The following is a 25,719-nucleotide window of genomic DNA, read 5'->3' as shown; positions in this document are numbered from 1 at the left end:
ATGACCGTCATCGCCGCGCCCGCTACTCCGACTCGCTGGTGGCACAGCCGTGCGGTGTCCCGCTTCACGCGTCATCATCTGGCGCTCGTTGGGATCGCGATGATCAGCCTGCTCGTGCTGGCGTGCGTCCTCGGTCCCTATACCTTGCCTTACGATACCCTCCAGATCGACCTGCGCGCGCGCTTTGCTCCACCTCTCAGCGGTCAGCACTATTTGGGCACCGACCCCTTGGGACGTGACCTGGCCGCACGGCTCTTGATGGCCGGGCGCATCTCGCTGCTGGTTGGTTTCTCCGCGATGTTGCTGTCAACGCTGATCGGCACCTTGGTGGGCGTGACGGCCGGCTATCGCGGTGGCTGGGTCGGGGTGGCGCTGATGCGTACCGTGGACGGCTTCCTGTCCTATCCCTCGATCTTCCTCGTCCTGGCGCTGGCCGCGACGCTGCGGCCGAGTCCCGTCATGATCACCGTCATCATTGCCGTCACGAGCTGGATGGAAACTGCCAGGATCGTCGAGGCCGAAGTCCGTTCGCTGCGCGAGCGCGAGTTTGTCCAGGCTGCACGCATGGTGGGGCTCAGCGGGAAGCATATCATGTTCCGCGAGATCTTGCCCAACGCCATGGGTCCCATCATCGTGGCCGCAAGCCTGGCGGTCGCCCGCGCGATTCTGCTGGAAGCCTATATCAGCTTCCTCGGCTACGGCATCCAGCCGCCGCTGCCGAGCTGGGGCAACATGCTCAACGGCGCCCAGCAATATCTGGCGAGGGCTCCATGGCTCGCGATCATTCCCGGTGCCGCAATTACGATTGCGGTGACGAGCTTCAACTTCATCGGCGACGGTCTGCGAGATGCCCTCGACGTTCGAGACGACCACATTTGATACGTCGAGCCGAGCCACGGCTGATCATACGAGACGCAAACGCCATGCACGCGCCGAGAGTTGACGAGAAGGCGACGCCCTATTGGTGGGACGCCTCACCGCCGATGCCAGCAGATTGATCCTGTTGCCGCATCATCAATGAAATTCTATGCCGAACTTTGCGCCAGCCCGGCGGCGTAATGCCGTCGGACCCAAGTTACGCTGCGAACTGCGCGGGGATCATGAGGTGACCTCGCGCTATCAGGCATTGGCGATGAGGCCGGCAAACCCCGCAAGAGACGTCGACTCAATATGACAACCGCAGCTTACCAGGCCGAAGGTCGCGACAATGCGGACGTGGCCCTGCTTCCTTTCTCCAGATCGCATCTGGAAGGCGCGCTGAAGCTCTCGCAGGAGATGTCCTGGCCCTACCGGATCGAGGATTGGGACGTTGCGCTGCAGTTGGGCTATGGCTTTGTTCTGCAGCGCGGTGGGACGGTGATCGGCACCGCGGCGTGGTGGCCGTACGGGGAGACGCATGCGTCCGCCGGCATGATCATCGTCGCGAAGGCCGCTCAGGGCCGCGGCTATGGGGCGCGGCTGATGGATGCGTTGCTGACGTCCGCGCGGCCGCGGATCATCTCGCTGAACTCGACCGCCGAAGGCGTCACGCTTTATCGCCGCCGCGGCTTTGTGCCGACCGGGATCATCCATCAGCATCAGGGAATTCCACGCCCAGGCCACGAGACGCCGCGACCTGGCCTCCTCAGGCCGATGGCCGCATCGGAGTTCGGAGCGATCGCGCGGCTCGACCGCATTGCTACGGGGTTGGAGCGGCGGCAGTTGCTGAATCGGCTGTTCGATAGCGGTGACTGTTATGTCCTGCTGCGTGACGGCATACTTTGCGGCTACGCCATCTCTCGTCTTTTCGGCCGCGGGCACGTCATCGGCCCCGTGGTGGCCGAAAGCCCGACCGATGCACGCGCGCTGATCGAATTCGCGATCGCGCGGCTCGGCCCGGTCTTCGTCCGGATCGATACTCCGGCCTCCTCGCAACTCGGGGAATGGCTCGATAGCATCGGGCTGCAACGGGTCAGTGATGCCACCACCATGGTGCTGGGGACACCGGCTCCATGGACTGGACCGGCCCGCATGTTCGGGCTCGCCAACCAGTCATTCGGATAAGGGACATCGGGATGCTGCGCGTCGAGGACAGAACTGATATCCCAGATGCCGGTCCGGGCGAGACGGTCGCAACGGTCGGTGCGTTGGCAACACCGGCTCTCCTGCTCGACAAGGACCGCCTGGACCGCAATCTCGTGCGCCTGTCCTCTCGTATGGCAGGGCAAGGCGTCGTGCTGCGTCCCCATATGAAGACGGCGAAATCCATTGACGTCGCCCAACGCGTCTATCCATCGGGGGCGGGACCAATCACTGTCTCAACCTTGGCGGAGGCGGAGTATTTCGCGCAGCATGGATTCCGGGATATCACCTATGCCGTGGGACTTTCTCCTCACACCGCCGACAGAGCAATCCGCCTGCGGAAAGCAGGCGTCGACCTCAAGGTGCTGCTCGATTCGCCGGAGCAGGCGGCCATGCTTGGCGCGACCGGTCGCGCAGCCGGTGTGACACCATCCGCCTTCATCGAGATCGACTGCGACGGTCACCGCGGCGGGCTGACGGCGACCGATTCCAAGCTCATCGCCGTCGCGGCGGCGCTCGCCGAGGCTGGCGTCAAGATCGCCGGCATTCTCACCCATGCCGGCGAATCCTACGGCCTCAGCAGGCCCGCGGCCCTTGTCGCGGCTGCGGAGAACGAAAGGGCCGTGGCCGTCGCCGCCGCAACGACATTGCGCGCGGCGGGGCATGAATGCCCTGTCGTGAGCGTCGGCTCCACGCCCACCGCCCATTTCGCCGAAGACCTGACCGGCGTCACGGAAATGCGCTGCGGCGTCTACATGTTCTTCGATCTGGTCATGCACGGCGTCGGCGTCTGCACCACCGACGACATCGCCATCTCGGTGCTCGCCACCGTGATCGGCACGAAGCCCGAGAAGGGCTGGATTTTGGTCGATGCAGGCTGGATGGCGCTGTCACGCGACCGCGGCACAGCGGCACAGCGGGTCGACCAGGGCTACGGTCTGGTCTGCGATGTGGCCGGCAAGATTTATCCCGACCTGATCGTTTCGCAAGCGAGCCAGGAGCACGGCATCCTCGCCATCAGGCCCGGGTCAGCGCAGTCTTTACCTGACCTTTCGATCGGCGCGAAGGTCCGCATCCTTCCCAACCATGCCTGCGCAACGGCCTCGCAACACGAATTGTACAACGTCGTCTCCGCCGGCAGCGACGCGATCGAAGCGCGATGGCCCCGGATGCGCGGCTGGTAGGCCGTCGAAAGGATCGCTTCCAATGACCTCGCCCCTTCGACATCTGACGGAAGCCGGCTTCCTCGGAAAATTCTACATCGACGGAGAATGGCGGAATCCGATCGGATCAGTCGCAGCAGCAGCAACCGTCGTCAATCCGGCGACGGAGCAGCCGATCGCTGACGTCGCGCTCGGCGATGACGATGACGTGGACTGCGCCATCGCAGCCGCCAGGCGAGCCTTCGCCGGCTGGTCCATGACACCGCCTACTGACAGGGCGGCGCTGCTCGACCGGATTCACGCCTTGCTCCTTGAGCGGCTGGAACTGTTCGCGCAGGCGCTGACGTGCGAGATGGGAGCTGCCATCACCTATGCGCGCCGAGCCCAGGTGCCGCTGGCCGCCGAACATATCCGTGTCGCACGCGACAATCTCGCGAACTATCCGTTCGTGACCCCACGCGGCAGCACCGCGATCATGCGAGAGGCGATTGGGGTCTGCGGTCTCATCACCCCCTGGAATTGGCCTCTCTACCAGATCACAGCCAAGGTCGGCCCCGCGCTCGCGGCCGGTTGCACGGTGGTGTTGAAGCCGAGCGAATTGTCGCCCCTGAGCGCCTTGCTGTTCGCCGAGGTGATGGACGATGCCGGTTGTCCGCCCGGCGTCTTCAACCTCGTCAATGGAACAGGTCCGATCGTGGGCGCTCGTCTGGCGTCGCATCCGCAGGTGGACATGATCTCGATTACCGGCTCGACGCGCGCTGGCGTTCTCGTCGCGCAAGCGGCAGCGCCCACCGTCAAGCGCGTTGCCCAGGAGCTCGGCGGCAAGTCGCCGAATATCATCTTGCCGGATGCCGATCTCAGCCGCGCTGTTCCGCTCGGCGTCGGCGCCGCCTTCCGCAATCTCGGTCAATCCTGCAGCGCACCGACCCGCATGCTCGTGCCTCGCTCACACATGGAAGGGGTCGAGACCTTGGCGGCCGCGGCTGCTTCAGAACTGGTTGTGGGCGATCCCCTTGTGGAAAGCACGACTCACGGTCCGATTGCTAACCGGCCGCAGTTCGAGCGCGTGCAGACCATGATCGATGTCGGTCTGAAGGAAGGCGCCAGGCTCGTCATAGGCGGGCCGGGGCGGCCTGAGGACCTTCAGACCGGCTTGTATGCGCGGCCAACGATCTTCTCCAATGTCCGTCACGACATGCGGATCGCGCAGGAGGAGATCTTCGGCCCGGTGTTGGCGATCATTCCCTACGACTCGGTGGACGAAGCGATCGCGATCGCCAACGACACCGTCTACGGCCTCGGCGCCCATGTGCAGGGCACTGACATGGAGAGGGTGCGGACCGTCGCGGGGCAGATCCGGTCGGGCCAAGTCCATCTCAACTATCCCGACTGGGACCCCAACGCACCTTTCGGCGGCTACAAGCGCTCCGGCAACGGCCGGGAATACGGCCTTGAGGGCATGGAGGAGTATCTGGAGACCAAGGCCGTCCTCGGATTTTATCGATGAAGGCGAGCGATCTACCGGGGCAATCGATTGAGATCGGGGGAATTTCCGAGGGCTACATGCGCAATCCAACGGACGAGCAGGTCGCGCCGCCCTTCGCCGAATTGGGACTCGGCCGGGGCTTGAGCAGCATCGTTCGATCAAGCGGTCAAAAATCCGTACATCTTGCGAAGTCCGAGATGATTTCAGCACATTCTGTCGCGCGCCTGATGCGATGAAGGCAGATCGGGATTTTGCTTCCGCATTCCCGGCAGCCGAGGTTCGTTGAAACATGTCGCCCCAAGTCGAGCGCATTCACAGCGATGAGCGTCTCCCAGCCGAGGCCGACGTCGTCATTGTCGGCGGCGGCATCCTCGGCTCTACGGCCGCCTATTACCTGGCGAAGCGCGGCCTCTCCGTGGCGCTCCTCGAGAAGGGCCACGTCGCCTGTGAACAATCGAGCCGAAACTGGGGTTGGTGCCGCCAGCAGAACCGCGATCGCCGCGAACTGCCGCTCTCGGTGATCTCCATGCGGCTGTGGGACGAGCTCACGCGCGATATCAATCGGGATCTCGGATTTCGACGCTGCGGTCTCGTCTATGCGACCCACGACGAGGCCGTGCTCGCCGGCTGGGAAAGGTGGCGCGAGGTCGCCAGGGAGTACGACGTCGACACCCGCGTGCTGAGCCGGGCGGAGGTGGCCGAGCGCGTCCCCGAAGCGCGCGACAAATGGGTCGGCGGGACCTATTCGGCTCGGGACGGCAAGGCCGAACCTGCGCTTGCCGCACCTGGTATCGCCGAGGGGGCCAGAACTCTGGGCGCCACAATCCACCAGGGATGCGCCGCGCGGGCGCTCGACTTGGCCAATGGCAGGATCGTGGGCGTGCAGACGGAGAAGGGCTATATCAGAACCAGCGCGGTGCTGTGCGCGGCCGGCGCCTGGTCCTCGCGCCTGCTTCGGCCGCTCGGGATCAGTTTCCCTCAAGCGAGCATCCGTCAGACCGCGCTGCGCTCTACCCCGACAATCAACATAGGCGAGGCGGTCTCCACTCCCTACTGCACGATCACGCGCCGCCTGGACGGCAGCTATACGCTTGCGATCAGCGGCAAGGCGAACCTCGAAATCACGCCTCAGGCTATCCGGTATAGCCGGGAATTCATGCCGCAGTTCATGCGTCGCCTGAAGAACGTCAGGCTCGGCGTCGGCCAATCGTTCGTTTCGGGGCCGGATTCAATGGCGGCGCTGCTGACCAACGACAACAGGATCTTCGAGCGGAATCGCGTGCTGGATCCTGCGCCCTTGAAATGGCTGGTGAGCCAAGTGGTGGAGAGTGTCCGGAAAACCTTCCCCCAACTCGGCGAAATCAAGATCAATAGCGCGTGGGGCGGCTTCGTCGATTGCACGCCGGATGCAGTTCCTGTGGTGTCGCAGGTGGACGGGGTGCAGGGCCTCGTCCTCGCGGCGGGCTGCTCGGGTCACGGCTTCGGTTTGGGCCCGGGGCTCGGCTATCTGGCCGCAGAGCTTGTCGTTAACGACACGCCTTGCGTCGATCCCACACCGTTCCGGCTCTCGCGTTTGGTCGACGGCTCGAAGCTGGACATCGCCGCGATCTGACGATCCGGCCGCTGATGGAACAGATCGCGGCCTCTTTATTCCAGTTGAACCGGAAGTGCGGTCAGGCAAAGGATATGCGCGCTTCAAATGGTCAGCGGCGAATGCCCGCTTTTCATGGCCCAGCCGATTGGAGTGGGGTGTAAGTTTTTGAAATCGCAAAGCTATCTCTTTTCCGTGGCTCCGATGGATTGGACGGACTCAAGCCAAAAGCACTATAAAAATAGGGATTTCCTGTCGCTTGAAATTTTCGCGTAGTATTTTCGTCGTACCGGCTCAGCCGAACAGCCGCCGACTGACGTTGATGATAAAGTCTGCCGGGACACCAATAATCGCCCCGATGAGCCCGTACCCTATGGCTCCCCACGGACCAACCATTAGGCTGCCGTAGAAGAACCCAATCCCGCAGCACAGCGAGCGTTCCGATTTCAGCTATAAGAAGGACAGACTACGCGAAAGAGAATTTCGCGATACACCTACGAAAGTGCGCTGAAATCGGCTATAAGAACTGTAGGAACGCGTGAGAGCATTTCTGGTCACACGTAGAAAATCGTCCGGTTTTCTGCTAAAAGGGATTTAATGAAACGACTGCTCAGCATCGAGCTAACACCTTCGCCTCTGTTCGCCGTCCGGCGTCAGGGGCGAAAGTGTTTTTGAGGATAGCATAGGGCGAGCCGCCCTATGCTTGGGGGAAGAACGAGAATCGCAGCTTAGCTAAGGAGACGACCAGACACGCGGCAATGCGTGAATGACACCGCGCATCTGCAATCGCAGCACCGCTCCAACCGGGCGGTGACGGTTTCGTGCGCGCAAATTTCGGAAGGGGAAAGAGGGGAGCGATGAAGAACAGATAGCACATAGATGGGCGAGCGCAATAACGGAATAAGGCGACCGTCGACAAGGCGGCGCAAACATATTGATCGAAAGAATCTGGATGACGACAATCACTGACGAAATTGGAACATCGCCTCCGATCATTGCCGCTGAGGACGGGCAACGACGGTCAGCTAGCATAGGGAGCGAAGCCCTTGGACACGTCGTCGCGTTGACCGGCCAGCGCGTCTGGCGCGACTACGCACTACGGCCGGACGCACCTGCGAAGACCGGTACGCCTGTTGGCGCGCTGGACAGTGGTCCCAAGCCCGCAAACGACAACGTACCAGCCAAGCTCGAACGATATCACCTGAAAGAGATGTACGAGCGCGGCGAACTCGGTATCAACGAGATGGAGAACCGTCGACATTGGTTCGCTGCACAACGCTTAAAGACAGAACTGGCCATCGCAGATGGTGACCCTGTGGAGGCGAACGATTGGCGGGAGCTTAGGTTGCCCTTCCTTGAGGGCTTCTCCGGTGACATTTCCTCTGTCGACACCGATGACGCATTGGCTCTGTCCGATGAACTTGAATTCGAAGATACGGACACACCCGCAGAATGCGGAGTCGTCGATAACGTGGATGATACACCGACTGCTCTGCGGATTCTGTATGCCCGCGAGGTCACCGACCTCGCTGCCGACGTGCTTGGAGATGACTTCGAATTGCTGCGCGCCGTGATCGCGCGCAATTGGACAGCACGAATGGTGGGCGAGACTGAAGGATTTACAGACAGAGCCAGCGCTAGCGCATGCGGCAAGGGAATGCTTCGCGCCGCTCTTCGCAACTTGTCTCGCTTCTATGCCGGCCTAGATCGGTTGGAAGAGAAGGGCGAGCGACCGCACGACCGTTGGCCGTTGGTAGGTACGCTGAACTGGCCAGCCGTTGCATACCCGCCAAATAGTGGCGGCAGGTGCGCCTCTTATTGGAATCAAGCACGCGGGCCGGTTATCAAGGTGGCCGCTTAGTCATTGGTATGTCTAAGCTTTTTCTGTGTCGACACCACGTAATAGCGATGGGCTACTATAAGAATAGAAGCTGAGTTTTCAGCCCGGCTTCGATTCTTTCGAGACTTAACCCGGCTTCGGCCGGGCCTTTTTCCAGAACATTTAACGCGGGCAGTCCCTGCCGCGCCGCCGTAGTACCGCATACGGCGGGTGGGGCGCAGCATTCGTGCTGCGCTTCTCTCCGATTTGGAGAATGCGGTGAACGCCAACCGATCAACACACGTAAAAAGGAATAGGCCGTGCAAGCTCAAGCTACGGCAAGAGATATCTATGAAGGCGTCGCGCACGCAACGAACGTGCCGCTGCCGACCGTACAGCAACTCAAACGTCGTTTCGTGGAAACCCGCGAATGGCCATCCAGTCGTGGCGCGCATGTGCCGAAGCTAGGCACCAAAGAGTTGGTGCTGATCTTGCTCGCTCTTCTGTCCGGCGCCGAATTCAGAGACTGTGTGTCGTCCGCAAAGGCTCTTTGGAATCTGAAGGACGGACACGGGCAGAAACTAGGTGACGTCATTGTACGTGCCATCAATTCATTCCATCCTGACCTCAAGGACCTACCGCTCGCCGTGCTGGCCTACAAAGCGGTTATTGCCGTCGACACCAACATGCAGCGAGCGACTATCACATATCAATCGAACGAAGGTCCGTTCGATGTTGTTTACGGCAAAGCCAGTCCGGATGTTCGTGTCCGGCGCTCGCAGTCGATTAGCGGTGCCACACTGTTCAACTTAAGTGCCATTTTGTTCAAAGACCGCTGGAGCGCGAAAGCGCTGCAGGCGGCTTAATTCAAGGAAAATTATATGAAGACTATTTCCCTCCCCCCCGAGTCGGCGGAATACATCAACGCTGAACGCGGCGTTCAAGAATCTGACGATATGGTGGATGCTCTCGCCGCAAAGCAGCGTCGCATGTCATCGCCCGACTTCGTAGACGAAGAAGACGCGCAGCATACCGCCAGGATTCAACGTGGTGAAATGCCGCGAGGGCCGCGCAAGTCTCTTACCGAAAAACGTGAGGAGGTGGCGAACGAACTAGCTGATGCCAAGGAAGTGCAACGCGTACGCAGGGGTATCCGCGACGCAATCAAAGCTAGGGAGGAACAGCGCGTCCGGGAAGCGATGCTGCCGGTGGTTGAGCCATCGGAGCGCAAAATCTCCGAATACCTCTTGGGCATTTATTCCGAGTTGCGCAAAACTGAGCAAGTCGAAGGCAAATTAGCGGGGAGGGGATTCGGGCACTGGGGCATGCCACGCAGACTCGATACGAGCCGAATTTTTCCTGAAACCGCGCACCGCACGAGCGACATTGCGCAGTTGCTGCGGCAGGCTGCGTCCCTTGGCTACATTAAACTGCCGGAGGAGCTTCGCTGATGTCCGAATACTACGAAAAAGCTAGTGCCAACACAAAGTCGTTCGACTGGTCGAAACTCCCCGAAGGCGAGTACAAAACAGTCGGCAACGAAATTGTTCGCGTGACTGATACTGAAACCGAATTCGATAAAGCCGCCGACAAGTTCGTTTCTGCCCTTCGTAAATTGGGGGAATAGGCCATGGAGAAAATCGCTCGCTCATTCGAGTGTAAAGAGTGGGACGACAAAGGAACCTTCAGCGGTTACGCTTCTGTATTCGGAAATATCGATTCACACGGCGACATTGTAGCTAAGGGCGCATTCGATGACACGCTGGCGGAAGCTAAGCGTACCAACACACTGCCCGCGCTACTGTGGCAACACGGTATGGAGGGGGCTATGCCCGTTGGGCGCTGGACTTCGATGCACGAAGACGACTCCGGCCTGCACGTCGAAGGCAAGATTGCCACGAAGACGGCACGCGGCGCCGACGTCTACGAACTTATGAAAATGGGCGCGCTCAACGGTATGTCGATTGGCTATCGCGCGACTTCGTGGATCATGCATGGCAAGAATCACCCGGCAAGGCGAACGCTCAAGGCTGTGAAATTATTCGAAGTGTCGATTGTTAGCGACCCTTCGAACGGTCTTGCCCGTGTCGACGCTGTGAAGTCTCACGACGAAGGCGCGCGGCTGAAGCGCGCGCTTGCCGAGCTTGCTGCCGCCGTGCGCGCGTAATCAATTTCATTTTAGGAAAGAATATACATGGCTCTTTCAGGCGTACATATTGTTTGTGGTTTTACCGGCGTTCACGGCGGCGGACACGGTGGTTCAGCGCTACTCGCCCGTGCCGTGTGGTCTCAAACCATGGGCTCACCCGGTGCTACGTCAAACGTCAGCCCACTGGAAACTCCATTGGAGGGGGAGTGCGTCTTCTCGCTGTTCTCCTCTGCTGACATCTATTTCGCCATTGGCACTAACCCCGATGCGACTAGCGGGACGCGGCGATTTCTTCCAGCTAACACGCAAGTAGACGTGTTCGGTGATCGCGCTGGCGGCGAAAAGGTTGCTTGGATTCTTGCGTAACTAATCTGCGGTGCCTTGGCCGGATGTAAGCCGGGGCGCCTTCAATTTCAGAAAGAGACTATGAGAGAGATTGAACTTAAGAAGTCAGTAAAATACGCGCTGAACCACGCCATTCCATGGCGCGCATCATTACAATCCAAGTTTTCGGAAGACCCGCGCAATGCGCTAGCCGTCGAACTGCTAAAGCGCTTTTCGGTCGAAGCGGAGTCAATGACAGACTATCAGTTAGGCTTGCTTGATCCGCATTTTTCTTGGGCCGACGAGTACTGGCACGCAACGTTGCGGACTGTCGTCCGGCGCGTAGGGTATCAGCGCACAATCAAGACCTTTGATGATTTTGTGAATACGCTCGTCTCGTATCTGCAGCACGCGAAGGCCGCTGCTTGATATGTCCGAAGCAAAGAGGACACGCCGGGATGTCGGTGAGAAGGCGGCAAGATCGATTGTCAGTGAGTGGAAAGGATCAAATGTATTGGTGGCGTGTGACGCCGCCCGCAGGCTCGGTCAAATCACAGGCAGGCTGTTGCCGTATGATCGAACCGCCAACATTCTTAGACTCTCTTTTGCCCATAACAAGGTCGACCAATCTCACTGGAGCGCCGTCAATAGCTCGTTCGCGGAAGGGCGATTTGGTGATGCGACTCTAGCTGATGTCTGGCAACGCTACGCGCCAATAGCGGCCAACGACAATCAGGCCGAGGATGATTCCATTGACGCGGAGTCGTTGCTCGGAATGGAGTTTTCGCCGCTCGAATATGTCATTCCCGGTTATGTGGTCGAAGGCCTGACCGTCTTGGGTGGCAAGCCGAAGCTGGGTAAATCGTGGTGGGCGTATGATGCCAGCATTGCTGTTGCGAGCGGTGGCAAGGCTATGGGTGCGGTAGACTGTGAGCAGGGCGACGTTCTGTACCTGGCGCTCGAAGACAACCGGCGCCGCGTAAAAGACCGCATATTGACACTGTGCCCCACAAGGAAGCTGTTGGGTATCAATTTGGACCGGCTTACCATTCGGACGGTCGCGCCACGGATTGATACCGGCCTATTCGCGGAACTCGACAAGTGGCGGGCCGAGTGCGTAAGGCCCCGGCTAGTTGTGGTGGACGTCTACATGAAGGTTCGGCCGCCCCGGAAGAAAGGGGAGGATGCCTACGCGGCCGACTATGCGGCCGTGGTGCCCCTGCAGCGCTACGCCAGCGAACATAGGTTGGCCGTAGTGCTGGTCACCCATACCCGAAAGATGGAAGCCGAAGATCCGTTAGAGGCCATCAGCGGCACAAATGGCGTGACCGGCGCCGCAGATGCGGTGTTGGTGCTCAATCGAGACTCGAAGGGTACGACGCTCTACGGCCGGGGACGGGATATCGAGGAAATCGAGACAGCCATGCGGTTTGACGCTGGCCGGTGGTCAATTCTCGGAAACGCCGACGACGTCCGCAAGTCGGATGAAAGGCGCAAGATCGTGGCCGCGCTTAAGGAGGCGGGCGACGAACAAACGCCAGCGGCGATAGCCAAGCTGACCGGAATGAAGGCTGAAAACGTAAGAGTTTTGCTGCGCAAGATGGTCAAAGACGGCGAGGTGCTACAGCCCCGTGTCGGGTTCTACACCGTGCCGGCGCAATTCGGGAAGGCTGCCTAACCGCTCTATAGAACTCTGGTTATTTTGGTTACTCTGATTACTCCTCTAATGAATAACCGGAGTAATCGGAATAATCGGGGTTGTTATATCCGCAAAAATTACAAATCTCTATCCGTAGAGAATATCAACTTCATCCTCATATCCACCATTGGTGATGGCAACAGATCTTATGTTGTATTGTGGGGCAGAATCGACGATGTCCCAACGTGGCGCAGCTCGCGTGCCGTCATCCAAAGTGATCTGCAGATGCTCGAAGCGAGTTTTGCGTACATTCGGCAGATCGGAGAGCTTCATGACGCCATACACTTCCAAAGCGACGCCGGCTTGAACGAATTCGTCCCCGGTTTCTATGTAGAGCCCGGTATCGACTGGTTTGCCAAACTGCGTCATGTACCCAAAGATCCCATTGGCCTTCGTTGTAAGACTTATGTCGGCGGTTATGAGAGCGCCCTCCTGTACAAGCTTTGGCTTCGTTCTAACGCGCACTCGCAGATCGCGACTGGACCCAGAGACATAGTAGCACGCAATCTCCCAGCCGGGCGTTCCGTGACTGTCCTCTGCCCATTCCAAGACAGGCTGCAATATTGCCTTGCTTGCCGCAGATGCCGAGGTCTCAAGTGCACAGAACAGGAATACGGTCTGCCCGGACTGAGTCGTTGGAGAAGGCGGAACGAGCCAAGTCGCATGAAACCGCTTAATGGACCGTCCCTCACCTTGCAATTTAGGATCTAAGGTCCAAGTCGCCCTAGTTAGATAGCCCTCTAACGATGATGACTGGATGGCCACAGTACGATTGAGTGGACGAAGCGACATCTTACGACCCATTAGTCGTTTTAAAGGGCGGCTCCACAAGCTCAGTTCGAGCTGTCGTGCTTACGGGCTTTCGGGCTTGAACCTATACAAGAGCGAGGCGTCGCGCGTCGCCACATATTGCTTCAGTTGTGCTTCCGGTAGCGAAGTCTGAATCTCGAGAGGGAAGTTCGCGATCACTAAGCATTTGCCGGGTGAGGCCGCCACCTGGCCAGTAACAACCTGCGTATCACCAACGGAGTCTTCCACCAAAGCGGAGCCGTCGACCAAGGTGCAACACTTACCTGTGCAATCGCTCATGAGTGGGTAGTCTCCGCCGGATCCGATGTTCACGTTGACTGGTCCGACGGGATACTGCGTACCATCTGCATAATGGAAGACCGCAGCAATCTGAAGAATAGTCACGCCTGCGCTCTGTGGCGTCTCGTTCTGAAACCCCGCGATGACAGTGAAGCACTGGGGCTTGGGATTTAACAAATCGGCTGAGTTAGTCATAATTTGCTCCCTGAATTAAAAAGAACGTCCAAAGAGGTTAAGTAGCATCGATCATAAGGTAAAACTTACGGCAGTAAAGGGATTTCGACATCTCAAAGTTGAAGAAAGCCTAGCTCGCGCTATGTGACTGACGAGCAGAAAATCGGTTTTTGTGCACAGCAGCAGCCGTAGCCGCAAATCAGAGTTCAGCCCTCAATCACGGCAGCGCTTAGGCGCGTCGCCGCTGAAAAAGGATCGCCGGTCCTGAGAGCGGGTTGGTCGACGTCGGCCTTTAACTTAGGAAAAGTCCGTGGCGCGCAGGGGGCATCGACTCTTAACGGCTCTGGGGCTCTGACCGGCCAATGAGAAAATTCGTATGCGGGGGTCCCGCGTTGAATCAGGATTTTTAGAGAAAGAAATTTAATGACGAAATCGAACGGTACTGCGCCCAAACATCTCCGAAAGGAGTCGGGCGAATTCTTCAAGCATGTCATGCGCGACTTTGACCTAGACGAACACCACGTCATTCTGCTGACCAAGGCTTGCGAAGCTCTCGATCGGGTCGAGGAGGCACGCGCGGCGATCAAGGCCCATGGCCTTACCTACACCGACCGCTTTGGGACGCCCAGAGCGAGACCAGAAGTCGCGATTGAACGCGATAACCGTCTCGCTGTGGCCCGTCTCTTCCGCGAACTTGGTCTCGACCTTGCCGGCGATGGCAAGACCGCGCCGCCCGCATTGCCGGCCAACTGCTAATGCCCGTCCGTAAACGCAACTTGAACAAGCGGCAAGCGCTATCAGCGTCTGCCCAAGCTTGGCTTCGCGGCGAGCTGTGCGGGTTTTTCAAGTTTAAATCGCGAGACGAGCTATCCGCGCTATGGGAGCAGTACGGCGACCATGAAAATATGGTGTGGACTAGCCCATATAGCCTGCCCACAAAGCGGCGAGCGACATCATAGGAAAAGGATGAGCCGTCGCAACTATGTCAGATTCTGAGCGTTGGGTCGTCCGAGCCATATCTAAGGAGTGGTAATGACAGAACGTCGGCAGGTTTTACCGTGGCTGGTACTTGCGCTCGTTGTCGTGCTCGCGGCGGGCGGTTTTGTTTGGGTGAACCGCGAAATACAAACGTTAAGAACAGAGATTGCGTCGCATCAAGACGAGCAGGGCAAGCCGGCGGTGGCTGATCTTCAGAAAATCCTTCAAGATCTGCAGGCAACCCAACAAAAAGTCGCAGTTCAGCTGACTGACCTTCAGCACAAAGTGGCGGCAGAAAGCGGTGAACGCAAGCTCCTGTCGGATCAACTTGGTTCAATCAGCGCACGCGTTGATGCGCTAGCATCCGCGAATGCTGAAAGCACTACGACAACGCCAGCGCGGCGAAATCCGCGCACGAAGCGATAATATCGGTTGGTTCGACTCGGAAAAGTAGAACTTTCCGAGTCTCAAGAGAACGGACCGAGACACCTCAACGCTGGTGACCGAGTCCAATTCCGAGCTTGATTGCCTTCTGACGAAGCGAACCTTCAGTGCGCTTCATCTGTTTGGCGATCTTCGCTACCGGCGTCTTCGCCTTGGAATGGGCGCGCAACATCTTAAGATCGCCTGGTGTGTAGTCACGTCGGCCGATGGGCTTCTTTGCTTTTTTAGCCATTACGAGTTCCTGATTCTTTGGAACGTGGGTCGTAGCACGTCGAGGCACCGCGTCAACGGCAAGCCCAGTGGCGCCAGCGAGCACATAGGACGCGTTCCTCATGAGAACGGTCAAGCAGCCGAGAAAGCCGAAGCCGAACTGCAGACAGGCGATTCGACGCATGTCACGTGTCGGGACCTGGTAGGACGCGGCGCCGGTTTATGTTCGCGGTCCAACGTGTTGCCTGTCAAGGGCTCTACTTTCGGCTAGGTTGACTCGACTGCCTAGCTCTACCTTCACTCCTGGAAGGTCGTTGGGCGCAATTTCGAGTCGGACAGAGGGGCAAAATGGACGCGATCAGCAAGCAGGGAGTTCCGAGTTCTCAGCGCGCCAACTTTGTAAAGGTGCTTGAGCGCGTCTTAAGCCGCGAACAGGACGAAGAGCAACTTACGCCAGAGGCCGCATTTTTGCAGGTAGGTGTAGGCATCCTCGGATATGACGTGGCGGATGGTTACTTGACGGACGGTCCGAAGGACTATGGGTTTGACTACCTAGATATCTCAAGCGACAGTTGCACCATCTTTCAGTCGAAATCGGTAAGCTATGCGAACGGCATTGACGTCGGTTTGCAAGTTGGCCCGAGTTACCTTGATGATGTTCGTCGGATTAAAGAGGTTCTAAGTAATCTCGACAACATCCCCGTGGACTGCAACAAACAAGTAGGCCGCGCGCTAGTTGCGTTGAAAAACGAGATTTCCAGACAATCTCTTAAACGGATAGCCGAAAAAGACGATCGGGAGGCCGCGCCATTTCCGATTTCGGTGATGCTTCTCGTTCTCGCCGAGAAGTTCACTTCTCAAGCTCAAACAGAATTCGCGATGCTGCGGGACTCGTCAATTCAGTACGGAGGCGTGAGCGTTCAAGTATCCGTCATCCCAGTCTTCATTGACGACCTGCTCGAAGAGCTGTGGAGCCAGCGAAACGATGATTGGAAAGATAGAGCCGGAGTAAAAAAGGACAAAATAACGCTGCGCGTCGAGGGCGACGTAATCAAAGACTCCAAGACGGCCATTTTCTACGCGAAGGCGTACGACTTCGTGGAAGCATTCGACTCGCTCGGGTACCAGATATTCGAACCAAACGTACGATCGGAGATAAAGGCTTCCAAGGTTAACAAAGCCATTCGAGATACTGTTTCGACTCGGTTGGGCCGGCGCGACTTCCGGCACCTCAATAACGGAATTACGGTAATCTGTGACGGGTATTCGCCTAAGGGACCAAAAGAGCGTCCAACAGCTTTTGAGGTTCGCAAGCCGGGCGTGGTGAACGGGCTGCAAACCGTCAAGTCGATGCACGATGCATTCAAGAAGCTGAAGCACGAAGAGCAACTAGATTTTCAGCAGAACTGTTTGGTCTTATGCCGGCTTCATCAGCCCGACTCCGTTCGACACATAGAAGACCTGATCAAGGCGACAAACAATCAGAACCCGATGAAGCCGAGAAACCTCAGGTCGAATGATCCTGAGCAACGCGCCTTCGAGACTCTATTTGCAGAGTTGGGTTGGTTTTACGAACGCAAGGAAGGGGCGTGGAGCGCATTTTCGAGCGATGCTCGCGGCTGGAAGTCGTTAGGTGGCAAGAAGGCGGACTACTTTAAAACGCGTTCCAACGGCTACAAAAAAATAGACAACGCGGATATAGCGCAGAATTGGCTCGCCTTCATTGGTTTTTCGACGGAGGCAATCAATGAAAAACGCTCAATCTTCGCCGAAGACCATCTGTACTCACTGATCTTTCTCAGGCGCACCGCGAAGCACGGATACGATTACGATTTTAAGCTGACTCGAGAAACGTCCGTGTACAATGAAGCGAAGGAGAAGTCGCCAGATCCTAGTGCAATGATACTGGCGACTCTAGTTCGTGAAGTTGCAGATCACCTAGCGCCAAGCAGGAAGCAGAACAGGGAACGAGCTATCGCAAACCTGGATTTGGCGCGGCGAAGTAGAGACGAGCAAGATCGGGAACTAGATGCAGACCCTGGCTATCAGAAGGGGAAGATGCTCCGCGGCATGCTAACCCTGTTTGTTGAGTTCGTCGGCTTTGCTCTCTTCCGAGCGCTCGGGGATCGCGTTCACGATCGAAGCGCAAATTTGCGGAAGACACCTAGTATGTTGGCGATCTTCGAAAACTTAGAATATGAACCGCTGGTTAAGCGCTATTCGGAGAGAGACTTTAAGAAGGACGATATCATTCTAGTTCTCTTTGCGGCGTTTGAGCATTGCGTTGGCGCGTTGTATGAAAACAACAGCTGGTTGCGTGGCTACAATGATGCGCCTGTCAAAAACAAGTACATCTACTCACCTCAGACGCGCCGTCAGCTTCTTGATGAACTACTGGAGCTGGACAAGCGGTTCAAGCGAGCAGAGTGGGTCCGCGATTGGGCCGATGGTTTCAACGAGCGCAAAGGTGTCTTCAGTCAAATAGCAGCAGTGTTGTAGGGGGATGGCTTAGGAGGTTGGAACTTCGTCGGCAGCAGCTTGCCAACGAAGAGTTCAGGCCGCCACGACTAAAGGTCGGCGCCAATACTTTCAAATAGCAGCGGCCACTGACGATTGACGCACGCGGCGCCGACGAAGCCGGGTTGACGAGAGTTCAGCAACAGATTGCGGACCTTAAGGCTTCGCTGCCGGGCACAATCGTAAAAACAGTCACGCAAGCGAAGAAACAGCGAGCGCTATAACGAGAAGGGAGGGGCGGCCAGCGCTTTGGCTGCCCCCGCACGTCAGGGGGCGCATAACTGGGTTGTTTATCGACTTTTGCACTAGTTGCAGTTGCCCAAGTGATATAGCAAAATGGGCTGCTGGGGGTCTGCCGATGGAAATGTCTGAAATAGCCTGGACTATGAGCAAGCGAATGCCATGGCCAGTGGCGCAGCGCGTTCTTGGTGAAGCTGAATTACCACGTCGCCAAGGGTGGGAGAAGACTATTGCTGCGTTGTCCGATGAGAATGTTGACTTCTCAGAAAAACTGGACGTGGCCGCAAGCTCGCTAATTGAGCATCATATGTGCGGCGAAAAGCTTGTCCGTGTATATAAGATTGCTTCGAGCAAGGTGGACGCTATCCGCGCTAAGGTAAAGCGCCTCGACGTTCCCGACAGCGTTTTTGGCGATGTATATCCGCTCTATCTTAACGAAGCTGCATTGGCCGACGCGCCTAACAAGCCGACCCTTGTCGCGGTCGAGAGGTCCGAACTCGGAACTGCAGTCGTGATGGCATCCGCGCGGATAGTGACTACGCGGGAGCCATTGCATGCAAATGATTTGAGGGATGGCCTCTACGATGAATACGAAGAGGTTTATGGTCTCAAACACGTCCGCCATCAAGCAATGGACGTTGTGTGGATACCATCGAGTGGCAACGTCATCGATATTCGTATAGACTATCCCCAGGGTATGCATAGGGACGTTGGCGAAGCTGCTCAAGCTGCTGTGCGTTCTGCGTTCTTCAAGCTGATCGATGCAGAAGATAACTTAGGCGTTCCAGTGAACCTGTTTCCTTTGATTAACGCGATCTACCGCGCTGCGAAGGAGGGGACGGTGGTTGAACTAGCGTTTGGAACAACGACCGCATCTACAAAACACGAGAAGATGCGAAGGAAAGCCCATTGCCTTCGTGAAGAGACGTATCACAAGGGCGGCAAGGCAGCCCTTAGTACGCCAATTGAGCCGTATAGACTTAGCGTGCATTGGCGACGAAAAATTGGGAAGGATAAATTTTCGATCCCGGAACTGAGTCTGCATAGCAGTGGTCGTGCGTCCGCAGTTTCCCAGCCAGAGTTAATCGATGCGGTGATTAGGAATTGCATGGGTCGCGACGACTTTGACTACGTCAAGTCCAGAATGGAGCATTTTCTTCCGAAGAACTAAATGGAAACAATGAGCATTATGAAAATCAAAGAGGAGCTTGCAAAAGGGTGGGGCGATGAGCCAACCATCAGTATCTGCTTTGCTATTATTGAATACATGGAACAACGGCCACTAAGTGAACTTCAATTGCTGACGTTCACCAGCCTCCGGCATGCTGCCAAGAAGGAAAGCGTTGATTCTGATTTGCTCAATGCCATAACGATTCTCGTCAACTCGAAGGTTGCGGCACTAGATGCGCATGCGATGCTGGTTGACGATGATCACACCGAGCATGAGATTACCCTTGAATATCTCAACTCTGCTCGCTGTGCAGGCGAATTTATCCACCCGGAAACGGGGGAGCCGGTTGAGGACTTCGAGTCAAAAATATTTCCATTCTTTGCGCCGTCGGAAAATTTCAAGACTGCATGACGACGATGGAAAACGACGCGCGCATATCTTTTGCCGACCTCAACAATCTCTTCGGCAACTCTGAACCAGACCAGATTCGGTTCCGGTCGATGTTTGCTGCTTCGCATGACGACCGTCTTTCTGCAGTCAATCGTGCCATTGATTGGATAGTGCTTGAGCATTCCAAGACCCGTCAACACCGGCAAGGAAGGGGCGAGGACGCTCTTTCGATAGATATAGTGACCGACCTGAAGGCTCTTGGATTTCAGGCAAGCCATGACACGCAGTATGGCGGACATTGCGATATCGTAATCGAGGCTAAGGACGGCTTCCTCTGGATCGGGGAAGCAAAGATTCACGATGGCTACGATTGGCTTCTGAAAGGGTTCCAGCAACTTGATACGCGCTATTCGACGGGGCTGCCGGGTCAAGATGCAGGTGGGATGATTATCTACTTCTTCGGCCACAATCTATTGGGCATGATGAAAACGTGGAAGGACCGGCTAGCTGAAGCTAGGCCGGATGTAGAGATTGCTCAGTGTGTGAAGAACCCGCTGATTTTAAACTCGCAGCACGTTCACAAAGGCTCTGGTCTGCCCTTTCGAGTGCGACACACTCCAATCAACTTGTATTTCAAGCCCGAAGATAAAGCCTGAGACTAAAGGCGCCACTCTCATAGCAGGCTAGTCATACCAATCCTTCCGGTCGCGCGGCAGCACGCGACCGCGCGCGTAGCCGGGCGAAGCAAGCTCTTCGAGTCGTCGCTCAAGGAACTCGTTGGCAACGATCAACGCTTTGACGGCTTCGCGCGCGTCTCCGCCGCAAGCCTCAATCGCCAGATCGGCCGCAGCTTCTAAACGGTCGGGATCGGGCTGGCTTGGAGCGGAAATCGGCATCCAGAGAGTGTACCAGTTTTGTTCTTGTTCGCAATATGTTCTTATGGACGAGTGGGTACTGTCCGTATTTAACCCCTAGTGTCCTAACTTGATTTTTAGGGGTCTCCTAAATCGATTCTGCGTTAGGTTGAGCGCCTTCGGTTCACGTAACGTAGGAGCGATTACAAATGCCGAGGGGATCAGACGACTCCAGAATCCACGCTGAAGCTATTGTGAAAGCAGCATGCATCAATGCTGCAGCGACCTTGATTGCGGCCGGCAAGATAGCAACTTCGCCCAGTATGGACGCGGCTACTGAGGGAACCGCCCTCGCAGCCATCATGATATGGAATAGATTGGAAAAGCCAGACAGTTGGCCGCGCTAGCCGATAAGAGGCCGCCCAGTTGGCGGCCTCTTTTATTGCGCTCGGGCGCGATAGTTCAATTCTCGCGCGGCAGCTTCGCTATCGCTCTACGCAGTTTCACTTCTATGCACCGAGCGCAAATCCATTCGCCTTCACCGGATGGCGGACCAAGAATGACCAACTCGTCCGGAGAGAATTCTTCTTCGCAGTGATCGCAGCGGATGTCTTCTTGCATGAGAGTGCCGTTGATTTAGTTAGCGGGCAGGCTGGCGGCGAACCAGTGATGACGTGCTTTGTAGCTAAAACAGCTACAGAAACGCGTTCAACCCAGCATAGTTAGCTAAAATCGGAACTCCTTTCTAGTTGTACGGCCGATTTTCGTGTCGCAATCTTGCCCTGCCGAGTCCGGCCATGGGGAAGAATCAAAAATGCAAAGCATCATCGAACGAGTCGGCCTTTTTCTTAGAAGCTACTCTGAATGATCGAATAAGCGAGAACCGTCGAAAAAACGCTTAATCCAACGATAGCGATTTTGAAAACGAGGACTGCAGTCATGCTGTGCCTCCGTGTTTGCAAATCACTCGAATCCTACGCCTTCACAGGCAGTTTGCAAGCAACTGGAGATTCTGCGGAGGTGGGGCACAATCCAACACGAAGAAAGGGCCGCCCGATCGTGCGACCCTTTCCATCGGAAAAAATGGTGGCTCAATCCAGCCGCTGGGTGAAAATTTCTAAGGATACAAACGTCGCTCCCAGGCACACGGATTGAAGCGGCCGATTGTTTCAAGATTATTTCGTCGCGCATTAAATCGTGTTTCGCCTATGGAATCCGTGTGGCTATTTTAGCACGCCACTGAATTAATAGCCGCACGCTATTGCTCCCGATTCGAGATTCGGTCTTCTTTAATCGAGGCGGAATTGCGTCGATGGGGACCAACGTGCACGGCGAAGCCGGATGCATCGTTTGCTGCCAAGCCAGAGCGCTGAAAGCGCTTTTTCCGGTGGCTGAAGGATGCGAGCTAAAGCTCTATGAATGTGCTATCTGCGCTAGCCGTATGTGGCTGATCACTAGAGCATCGACGCCAAAGCGGGGGAAGAAAGAAACGCAGCCTATGACGATCGACGCTGCATTAGAAGCCGCTGCTTCGGAGTACGATTCCCGAGTGAACCTATCACTCGGCAACAGGGATCGTGTCGACCCTTCGGCAGGGTAAGCAGCGATAGGCACAAACAGCCGGCAAACCTGCAGTCTTTGGGAGTGCCGCAAGGTACTCCATGGGACGCCTGCATTCTTTGCAAATAAGAACCGGTGGAGTGGCCCGCCTCATTCAAATGCCCTTAAAAGCAGGCACCGTAGGGTTTTGGAATTCCAAGCGCATCCCCGGTTTATTACTGACGATTATCGAAATTTGGCAGAGGCGAAACTGAGAAGAATCGAAACGGTCTGGCTGAGGAAAAGCCGGGCCGTCATGGGGTGGAATATGGAGGCTCAGCCATTTTCCGAAATCATGCTGCTGCTACATTCGAATTAAGGAAGTGTCCTAATTTGTGGTTGCGAGCGTCCTAACGGCGCCCGCCGACCGAACTGCTTGCGCCGTCCAAGGCATCCAGCCCGGGGCGGCTTTTTTAATGGAGAAAGAAAAGATGATTCCTGCAAACGACAATTCACCGCGCCCCAGCACGGTGTTTCTCTTGATGGCGCAATACAACGGGAAGGCAGTAATTTCCGTTGAGGAAATTTGCCGTGACTATTTTCCTCACTTGGACCCTGCGAAGTTCGTTCGCAAGGCGGGGTCTGGCGAAATTGTAATTCCGTTGATCCGGATGGAGGCTAGTCAGAAATCGGCAAAGGGCGTCCACATCAACGATCTGGCTGACTACATCGATAAGCAGGCTGCAGCAGCGCGGAAGGAATGTCGTCAATTGGCATCTTGAGGCGCGACGACGTTCAGCCACTTCCAGCCAGCGTACTTGTCGCCGGTCTGCCGAAGGTGGGTATAGCGTTGCAACGACTGCCAGCTTCTATGTCCCGATACGCTTGCTGCTTGCGGGATGGTTTTGCCCATTTCGAACTGACGCGACACGCCATCGTGCCGCAAATCATGAAAGTGCAGCCGCTCTTCGTCTGGCATGTTCTCGGTGTTGATGTTGAGAAATAGGCAAGCCCGCGTGAATGCAGCGCCGATGGCGTCGGTGGTGTACGGAAATATCTGCGGAAGGGCTGTGCGCGGCATGGCCTTGATGATGGCTATGGCTTCGTCAGGAAGCTCAACCCATACGTCGTTGCCTACCTTTTGGCCCGGGTGCTTCATGTCTCGGACCAAGATACGTTTGTGGTCAGGCTCGAAATCGGCCCACGCGAGACGGGTGATTTCGTCCTGACGGCGCGTTGAGAAGATCGCGAACGCGATGATCTTCTGCATAGGCGCAGACCGGGGTGCCCGCGCCTGCCTTTCTCCGAAGTGCTGCATCAGCTTGTCTAGCTCTTGGAGAGTAGGGCGGCGGTTGCGCAGATTGCTTTTGGATATCGTCTCCATGCGCGTCAGCACGGCTTGTGCGTCGCGTATCGCCTGCCGATCTAACGGGATGCCCCAAGCGGGCTTTGCCACCGCGAAAATCGCCGCTAGGTGGCTGATGTAGTTGCCCACGGTGGAGGGTTGACGCCCGCTTGATAGCTGCTCAGCGAAGGCAACGATGTCCTCGCTCCGGATCGCTTCCGCGTCCATATTGGCGATGTCGTAGTCCTTAATGGCCTTCAGGACTTGCGCCTTGGTGCGGCCGATTTCCTTGCGGGATGATGCAGTGTACTTGTCTATGGCGTCGGCAAGGGTCTTCCCGGACGTCTTGGCGCGCTCAATGCCTCCGGGTTCTGAAAGTTCGGTTTCGCGGCGCTTCAACCAAGCCGTTGCCGCTTGTCGGCGGTCAAACGTTTGGGCCTCGCGATGAACGATTTTGCCGCTTTTCTTTCGGACTATCTGAGCGGTATACCCCGTTGTCCCGTCGCGGCGCTTTCGCGCAACAATTGTTCCCATGGCGGTACGACATGCTCCGTTCTCGGTACGACATTGTTGTACTGATACGACGAAAACAGTCAAGAACGGGCAAAAATGAGCTAGAACGGGCATTTAGAAAACCAGTGCAAGTAACTGAGATAACGGGAAAATCGCGCAAAATCAATGGTCGAAGGTTTTCCGTGGCTCCGATGATGGATTGGACCGACCGGCATTGCCGGGTGTTCCACCGCCATCTGACTCGGCGGGCGTTGCTGTACACGGAGATGCTGACCACCGGCGCCATCATTCATGGCGATCGGGAGCGGCTGCTCGGCTTTGACGCGGTGGAGCACCCGGTAGCGCTTCAGCTTGGCGGATCGGATCCTGGTGAGCTCGCGAAAGCTGCGCGGATCGGCGAACAGTTCGGCTATGACGAGATCAATCTCAATGTCGGCTGTCCGTCCGACCGCGTAAAGGATGGTCGCTTCGGTGCCTGCCTGATGGCGGAGCCGGATCTCGTCGCGAGATGTGTCGACGCGATGAAGGGCGCGGTCTCCGTTCCCGTTACGGTAAAGTGCCGCATCGGCATCGATGACCAGGATCCGGAAGTCGCGCTGGATACGCTGGCGCGCGCCGTCGTGGCTGCAGGCAGCGACGCGCTGATCGTGCATGCGCGAAAAGCGTGGCTGAACGGTCTGTCGCCGAAGGAAAACCGCGACATCCCGCCGCTCGATTATGATCGTGTCTATCGGCTCAAGCGCGCGATGCCGGATGTGCCTGTCATCATCAATGGCGGCGTTCTCGGTATCGAGGAGGCGAAAGCGCATCTTGCGCATGTCGATGGCGTCATGCTCGGCCGGGCCGCCTATCAGGAGCCGTGGCGGCTGCTCGCCGTCGATAGCGACATCTTCGGCGAAGTTGCGCCGCGTGCGACGATGCAGGACGCGTTCGAGGCGATGATGCCTTATATCGAGACGCAGCTCGCGCGCGGTACGCGCCTGCACGCCATCACGCGGCATTTCGTCGGCGCCTTCCACGCAGTGCCCGGCGCGCGGGCCTTCCGTCGCCATCTTGCCGAACAAGGCGTCAGGCCGGGAGCTGGGGTTGATGTGCTGCGCGATGCGATCGCGCGTGTTGGGGCACGCGCGCCGGCGGAGGCGGCAGCCTAGGTCCTCAATCCACTGCCGTGCGGGCGCGGCGATGGCTACTTTGCAGTTCCGGATAGCCCGTGAGCATCAGCGTGTCGGAACGCACGCCCCAGCTCTCGAGGCGATCGAGGAAGCTCATGCCGAGCAAATTGGTCTTCATCTGTCCGCGCTGCACGACGAGGGCCGGCACCGATTTCTCGACGAGATGGCCGACGGCGAGACGATCGAGCGTCAGCCGGGCTGCCTTGGTGTGGCCGCCGGCCGTTTCAAGGTCGACGTCGTATTCGAGCATCTCGAGTGGCAGGCCGATCGCCTTTGCGGTCTCCCAGGTCAGCACCACGGAGGTGGCGCCGGTGTCGATCACCATCGGCGCGGCGACGCCGTTGATCTTGGCGCGCAGCGCAAATTCTCCACCCTGACCGCGCTGGATCTGCACGGCGGGGGCGGGCATCGCGGTCTGCGCGCGGAAAATGTGTGAGACCGTGTGGCTTGCGCGCGCGATCTGGTCGGGATCGCCATACGCGACGACAGCGCCCGCGGTTCCTGCCAGCAGGATGAGAACGAGGAGGCGGATCATCGCACGCCTCCGATGGCCCGGACGCCGGTCAGGCGCGTTTCGGCAATCCCGCGATCGGCAAAAGGCCGGCGTCCGCCATGCGCGCCGGCAACAGCGCCATGACGGCGAGCCGTTCGACGCTCTCCATGGCGTGCCAGCGCGCGATCTCCGGCAAGGTCCGGCCGCAGCCGAAGCACAGCTTGGTTTTGGGATCGATCATGCAGACGGCGACGCACGGAGTTTCTTTGCTCATACGGACATAGTGAAGGAATATCGG

29 protein-coding genes are annotated in these 25,719 nt (G+C 57.4%); 22 read left to right on the top strand and 7 right to left on the bottom strand.

The features are described from left to right. From ACNJX9_RS25395 to ACNJX9_RS25330, 14 genes are all read left to right on the top strand, one after another. Positions 1-879, top strand: a complete 879-nt coding sequence (locus tag ACNJX9_RS25395; RefSeq protein ID WP_439404764.1) for an ABC transporter permease — start codon at positions 1-3, stop codon at positions 877-879. A 291-nt stretch (positions 880-1,170) separates the two neighbouring features. Next, entirely contained in the window at positions 1,171-2,043 is an 873-nt protein-coding gene (locus ACNJX9_RS25390) for a GNAT family N-acetyltransferase (protein ID WP_439404762.1), read from the top strand. An 11-nt stretch (positions 2,044-2,054) separates the two neighbouring features. Continuing rightward, a complete protein-coding gene (locus tag ACNJX9_RS25385) occupies positions 2,055-3,245 on the top strand; it encodes an alanine racemase (protein WP_439404761.1) in 1,191 nt (396 codons plus the stop codon). Between the two features lie 22 nt (positions 3,246-3,267). Further along, the gene (locus ACNJX9_RS25380; protein WP_439404759.1) at positions 3,268-4,731 is read left to right on the top strand and encodes an aldehyde dehydrogenase family protein; all 1,464 of its coding nucleotides are present in this window, start codon (positions 3,268-3,270) and stop codon (positions 4,729-4,731) included. After that, the gene (locus ACNJX9_RS25375) at positions 4,728-4,946 is read left to right on the top strand and encodes a hypothetical protein (RefSeq protein ID WP_439404757.1); all 219 of its coding nucleotides are present in this window, start codon (positions 4,728-4,730) and stop codon (positions 4,944-4,946) included. Before ACNJX9_RS25380 ends, ACNJX9_RS25375 begins: the two co-directional genes overlap by 4 nt. Before the next feature lie 53 nt (positions 4,947-4,999). Next, positions 5,000-6,322 carry an NAD(P)/FAD-dependent oxidoreductase gene (locus ACNJX9_RS25370; protein WP_439404755.1) on the top strand — a complete coding sequence of 441 codons (1,323 nt, stop codon included), beginning with the start codon at positions 5,000-5,002 and terminating at the stop codon, positions 6,320-6,322. Positions 6,323-7,253: 931 nt separating this feature from the next. Then, positions 7,254-8,162 carry a hypothetical protein gene (locus ACNJX9_RS25365; RefSeq protein WP_439404754.1) on the top strand — a complete coding sequence of 303 codons (909 nt, stop codon included), beginning with the start codon at positions 7,254-7,256 and terminating at the stop codon, positions 8,160-8,162. Between the two features lie 278 nt (positions 8,163-8,440). Further along, entirely contained in the window at positions 8,441-8,986 is a 546-nt protein-coding gene (locus tag ACNJX9_RS25360) for a hypothetical protein (RefSeq protein WP_439404752.1), read from the top strand. 15 nt (positions 8,987-9,001) lie between these two features. Further along, positions 9,002-9,571 (top strand): hypothetical protein, encoded by a 570-nt coding sequence (locus ACNJX9_RS25355; RefSeq protein ID WP_439404750.1) that lies wholly within the window; start codon positions 9,002-9,004, stop codon positions 9,569-9,571. After that, complete coding sequence (locus ACNJX9_RS25350) at positions 9,571-9,747, top strand: hypothetical protein (RefSeq protein WP_439404748.1); 177 nt, start codon at positions 9,571-9,573, stop codon at positions 9,745-9,747. The genes ACNJX9_RS25355 and ACNJX9_RS25350 overlap by 1 nt, the downstream gene beginning before the upstream one ends. A gap of 3 nt (positions 9,748-9,750) precedes the next feature. Beyond that, the gene (locus tag ACNJX9_RS25345; RefSeq protein WP_439404746.1) at positions 9,751-10,287 is read left to right on the top strand and encodes an HK97 family phage prohead protease; all 537 of its coding nucleotides are present in this window, start codon (positions 9,751-9,753) and stop codon (positions 10,285-10,287) included. Positions 10,288-10,314: 27 nt separating this feature from the next. Beyond that, a complete protein-coding gene (locus ACNJX9_RS25340) occupies positions 10,315-10,635 on the top strand; it encodes a hypothetical protein (RefSeq protein WP_439404744.1) in 321 nt (106 codons plus the stop codon). A 60-nt stretch (positions 10,636-10,695) separates the two neighbouring features. Then, the gene (locus tag ACNJX9_RS25335) at positions 10,696-11,022 is read left to right on the top strand and encodes a hypothetical protein (RefSeq protein WP_439404743.1); all 327 of its coding nucleotides are present in this window, start codon (positions 10,696-10,698) and stop codon (positions 11,020-11,022) included. A 1-nt stretch (position 11,023) separates the two neighbouring features. Continuing rightward, the gene (locus ACNJX9_RS25330; RefSeq protein ID WP_439404741.1) at positions 11,024-12,271 is read left to right on the top strand and encodes an AAA family ATPase; all 1,248 of its coding nucleotides are present in this window, start codon (positions 11,024-11,026) and stop codon (positions 12,269-12,271) included. Positions 12,272-12,379: 108 nt separating this feature from the next. Here the strand turns inward: ACNJX9_RS25330 and ACNJX9_RS25325 are convergent, their stop codons facing one another. Both ACNJX9_RS25325 and ACNJX9_RS25320 read right to left on the bottom strand, forming a co-directional pair. Further along, positions 12,380-12,661, bottom strand: coding sequence for a hypothetical protein (locus tag ACNJX9_RS25325; RefSeq protein WP_439404739.1), 282 nt, complete (start codon positions 12,659-12,661; stop codon positions 12,380-12,382). A 483-nt stretch (positions 12,662-13,144) separates the two neighbouring features. After that, entirely contained in the window at positions 13,145-13,576 is a 432-nt protein-coding gene (locus ACNJX9_RS25320; protein WP_439404737.1) for a hypothetical protein, read from the bottom strand. Positions 13,577-14,047: 471 nt separating this feature from the next. Here ACNJX9_RS25320 and ACNJX9_RS25315 point away from each other — a divergent pair, with 471 nt between their 5' ends. Further along, positions 14,048-14,311 (top strand): P27 family phage terminase small subunit, encoded by a 264-nt coding sequence (locus tag ACNJX9_RS25315; protein WP_439404736.1) that lies wholly within the window; start codon positions 14,048-14,050, stop codon positions 14,309-14,311. Positions 14,312-14,587: 276 nt separating this feature from the next. Then, complete coding sequence (locus ACNJX9_RS25310; RefSeq protein WP_439404735.1) at positions 14,588-14,959, top strand: hypothetical protein; 372 nt, start codon at positions 14,588-14,590, stop codon at positions 14,957-14,959. A gap of 64 nt (positions 14,960-15,023) precedes the next feature. On the opposite strand, the gene ACNJX9_RS25305 is transcribed toward ACNJX9_RS25310, so the two are convergent. Beyond that, the gene (locus tag ACNJX9_RS25305) at positions 15,024-15,209 is read right to left on the bottom strand and encodes a hypothetical protein (RefSeq protein ID WP_439404734.1); all 186 of its coding nucleotides are present in this window, start codon (positions 15,207-15,209) and stop codon (positions 15,024-15,026) included. 326 nt (positions 15,210-15,535) lie between these two features. Here ACNJX9_RS25305 and ACNJX9_RS25300 point away from each other — a divergent pair, with 326 nt between their 5' ends. The 4 genes from ACNJX9_RS25300 to ACNJX9_RS25285 all read left to right on the top strand — a co-directional run bounded on the left by ACNJX9_RS25300 (position 15,536) and on the right by ACNJX9_RS25285 (position 20,161). After that, positions 15,536-17,686, top strand: a complete 2,151-nt coding sequence (locus ACNJX9_RS25300) for an AIPR family protein (RefSeq protein ID WP_439404732.1) — start codon at positions 15,536-15,538, stop codon at positions 17,684-17,686. Between the two features lie 376 nt (positions 17,687-18,062). After that, positions 18,063-19,115, top strand: a complete 1,053-nt coding sequence (locus tag ACNJX9_RS25295) for a hypothetical protein (RefSeq protein ID WP_439404731.1) — start codon at positions 18,063-18,065, stop codon at positions 19,113-19,115. Then, the gene (locus ACNJX9_RS25290; protein WP_439404730.1) at positions 19,116-19,526 is read left to right on the top strand and encodes a hypothetical protein; all 411 of its coding nucleotides are present in this window, start codon (positions 19,116-19,118) and stop codon (positions 19,524-19,526) included. It abuts the gene before it with no gap. Continuing rightward, the gene (locus ACNJX9_RS25285) at positions 19,523-20,161 is read left to right on the top strand and encodes a hypothetical protein (protein WP_439404728.1); all 639 of its coding nucleotides are present in this window, start codon (positions 19,523-19,525) and stop codon (positions 20,159-20,161) included. Before ACNJX9_RS25290 ends, ACNJX9_RS25285 begins: the two co-directional genes overlap by 4 nt. Before the next feature lie 27 nt (positions 20,162-20,188). Here the strand turns inward: ACNJX9_RS25285 and ACNJX9_RS25280 are convergent, their stop codons facing one another. Beyond that, a complete protein-coding gene (locus ACNJX9_RS25280; protein WP_439404726.1) occupies positions 20,189-20,401 on the bottom strand; it encodes a hypothetical protein in 213 nt (70 codons plus the stop codon). A gap of 1,973 nt (positions 20,402-22,374) precedes the next feature. Here ACNJX9_RS25280 and ACNJX9_RS25275 point away from each other — a divergent pair. Continuing rightward, positions 22,375-22,680, top strand: a complete 306-nt coding sequence (locus tag ACNJX9_RS25275; RefSeq protein WP_439404725.1) for a pyocin activator PrtN family protein — start codon at positions 22,375-22,377, stop codon at positions 22,678-22,680. On the opposite strand, the gene ACNJX9_RS25270 is transcribed toward ACNJX9_RS25275, so the two are convergent. Then, positions 22,665-23,777 carry a tyrosine-type recombinase/integrase gene (locus ACNJX9_RS25270; RefSeq protein WP_439404724.1) on the bottom strand — a complete coding sequence of 371 codons (1,113 nt, stop codon included), beginning with the start codon at positions 23,775-23,777 and terminating at the stop codon, positions 22,665-22,667. The two genes, ACNJX9_RS25275 and ACNJX9_RS25270, sit on opposite strands and share 16 nt — an antisense overlap. Here ACNJX9_RS25270 and dusA point away from each other — a divergent pair. Further along, positions 23,738-24,907, top strand: coding sequence for a tRNA dihydrouridine(20/20a) synthase DusA (gene dusA, locus ACNJX9_RS25265; RefSeq protein ID WP_439404723.1), 1,170 nt, complete (start codon positions 23,738-23,740; stop codon positions 24,905-24,907). The two genes, ACNJX9_RS25270 and dusA, sit on opposite strands and share 40 nt — an antisense overlap. A 4-nt stretch (positions 24,908-24,911) precedes the next feature. On the opposite strand, the gene ACNJX9_RS25260 is transcribed toward dusA, so the two are convergent. Next, complete coding sequence (locus ACNJX9_RS25260; RefSeq protein WP_439404721.1) at positions 24,912-25,463, bottom strand: TIGR02281 family clan AA aspartic protease; 552 nt, start codon at positions 25,461-25,463, stop codon at positions 24,912-24,914. A gap of 28 nt (positions 25,464-25,491) precedes the next feature. Continuing rightward, positions 25,492-25,695, bottom strand: a complete 204-nt coding sequence (locus ACNJX9_RS25255) for a DUF1289 domain-containing protein (protein ID WP_057758492.1) — start codon at positions 25,693-25,695, stop codon at positions 25,492-25,494. Positions 25,696-25,719 lie beyond the last annotated feature (24 nt).

It is taken from the genome of Bradyrhizobium sp. BLXBL-03 (assembly GCF_051853015.1).
Taxonomy (GTDB): Bacteria; Pseudomonadota; Alphaproteobacteria; order Rhizobiales; family Xanthobacteraceae; genus Bradyrhizobium; species Bradyrhizobium manausense.
Note: the sequence above shows the minus strand (reverse complement) of the source record. Positions and strands in the feature narration are given on the sequence as shown.

What these genes read in the sequence shown, in the direction of transcription:
- ACNJX9_RS25395 (WP_439404764.1), top strand. Translation starts at nt 1, where the DNA reads ATGACCGTCATCGCCGCGCCCGCTACTCCGACTCGCTGGTGGCACAGC.
- ACNJX9_RS25390 (WP_439404762.1), top strand. Translation starts at nt 1,171, where the DNA reads ATGACAACCGCAGCTTACCAGGCCGAAGGTCGCGACAATGCGGACGTG.
- ACNJX9_RS25385 (WP_439404761.1), top strand. Translation starts at nt 2,055, where the DNA reads ATGCTGCGCGTCGAGGACAGAACTGATATCCCAGATGCCGGTCCGGGC.
- ACNJX9_RS25380 (WP_439404759.1), top strand. Translation starts at nt 3,268, where the DNA reads ATGACCTCGCCCCTTCGACATCTGACGGAAGCCGGCTTCCTCGGAAAA.
- ACNJX9_RS25375 (WP_439404757.1), top strand. Translation starts at nt 4,728, where the DNA reads ATGAAGGCGAGCGATCTACCGGGGCAATCGATTGAGATCGGGGGAATT.
- ACNJX9_RS25370 (WP_439404755.1), top strand. Translation starts at nt 5,000, where the DNA reads ATGTCGCCCCAAGTCGAGCGCATTCACAGCGATGAGCGTCTCCCAGCC.
- ACNJX9_RS25365 (WP_439404754.1), top strand. Translation starts at nt 7,254, where the DNA reads ATGACGACAATCACTGACGAAATTGGAACATCGCCTCCGATCATTGCC.
- ACNJX9_RS25355 (WP_439404750.1), top strand. Translation starts at nt 9,002, where the DNA reads ATGAAGACTATTTCCCTCCCCCCCGAGTCGGCGGAATACATCAACGCT.
- ACNJX9_RS25350 (WP_439404748.1), top strand. Translation starts at nt 9,571, where the DNA reads ATGTCCGAATACTACGAAAAAGCTAGTGCCAACACAAAGTCGTTCGAC.
- ACNJX9_RS25345 (WP_439404746.1), top strand. Translation starts at nt 9,751, where the DNA reads ATGGAGAAAATCGCTCGCTCATTCGAGTGTAAAGAGTGGGACGACAAA.
- ACNJX9_RS25340 (WP_439404744.1), top strand. Translation starts at nt 10,315, where the DNA reads ATGGCTCTTTCAGGCGTACATATTGTTTGTGGTTTTACCGGCGTTCAC.
- ACNJX9_RS25335 (WP_439404743.1), top strand. Translation starts at nt 10,696, where the DNA reads ATGAGAGAGATTGAACTTAAGAAGTCAGTAAAATACGCGCTGAACCAC.
- ACNJX9_RS25330 (WP_439404741.1), top strand. Translation starts at nt 11,024, where the DNA reads ATGTCCGAAGCAAAGAGGACACGCCGGGATGTCGGTGAGAAGGCGGCA.
- ACNJX9_RS25325 (WP_439404739.1), bottom strand. Translation starts at nt 12,661, where the DNA reads ATGACGCAGTTTGGCAAACCAGTCGATACCGGGCTCTACATAGAAACC.
- ACNJX9_RS25320 (WP_439404737.1), bottom strand. Translation starts at nt 13,576, where the DNA reads ATGACTAACTCAGCCGATTTGTTAAATCCCAAGCCCCAGTGCTTCACT.
- ACNJX9_RS25315 (WP_439404736.1), top strand. Translation starts at nt 14,048, where the DNA reads ATGCGCGACTTTGACCTAGACGAACACCACGTCATTCTGCTGACCAAG.
- ACNJX9_RS25310 (WP_439404735.1), top strand. Translation starts at nt 14,588, where the DNA reads ATGACAGAACGTCGGCAGGTTTTACCGTGGCTGGTACTTGCGCTCGTT.
- ACNJX9_RS25305 (WP_439404734.1), bottom strand. Translation starts at nt 15,209, where the DNA reads ATGGCTAAAAAAGCAAAGAAGCCCATCGGCCGACGTGACTACACACCA.
- ACNJX9_RS25300 (WP_439404732.1), top strand. Translation starts at nt 15,536, where the DNA reads ATGGACGCGATCAGCAAGCAGGGAGTTCCGAGTTCTCAGCGCGCCAAC.
- ACNJX9_RS25295 (WP_439404731.1), top strand. Translation starts at nt 18,063, where the DNA reads ATGGAAATGTCTGAAATAGCCTGGACTATGAGCAAGCGAATGCCATGG.
- ACNJX9_RS25290 (WP_439404730.1), top strand. Translation starts at nt 19,116, where the DNA reads ATGGAAACAATGAGCATTATGAAAATCAAAGAGGAGCTTGCAAAAGGG.
- ACNJX9_RS25285 (WP_439404728.1), top strand. Translation starts at nt 19,523, where the DNA reads ATGACGACGATGGAAAACGACGCGCGCATATCTTTTGCCGACCTCAAC.
- ACNJX9_RS25280 (WP_439404726.1), bottom strand. Translation starts at nt 20,401, where the DNA reads ATGCCGATTTCCGCTCCAAGCCAGCCCGATCCCGACCGTTTAGAAGCT.
- ACNJX9_RS25275 (WP_439404725.1), top strand. Translation starts at nt 22,375, where the DNA reads ATGGAGAAAGAAAAGATGATTCCTGCAAACGACAATTCACCGCGCCCC.
- ACNJX9_RS25270 (WP_439404724.1), bottom strand. Translation starts at nt 23,777, where the DNA reads ATGGGAACAATTGTTGCGCGAAAGCGCCGCGACGGGACAACGGGGTAT.
- ACNJX9_RS25260 (WP_439404721.1), bottom strand. Translation starts at nt 25,463, where the DNA reads ATGATCCGCCTCCTCGTTCTCATCCTGCTGGCAGGAACCGCGGGCGCT.
- ACNJX9_RS25255 (WP_057758492.1), bottom strand. Translation starts at nt 25,695, where the DNA reads ATGAGCAAAGAAACTCCGTGCGTCGCCGTCTGCATGATCGATCCCAAA.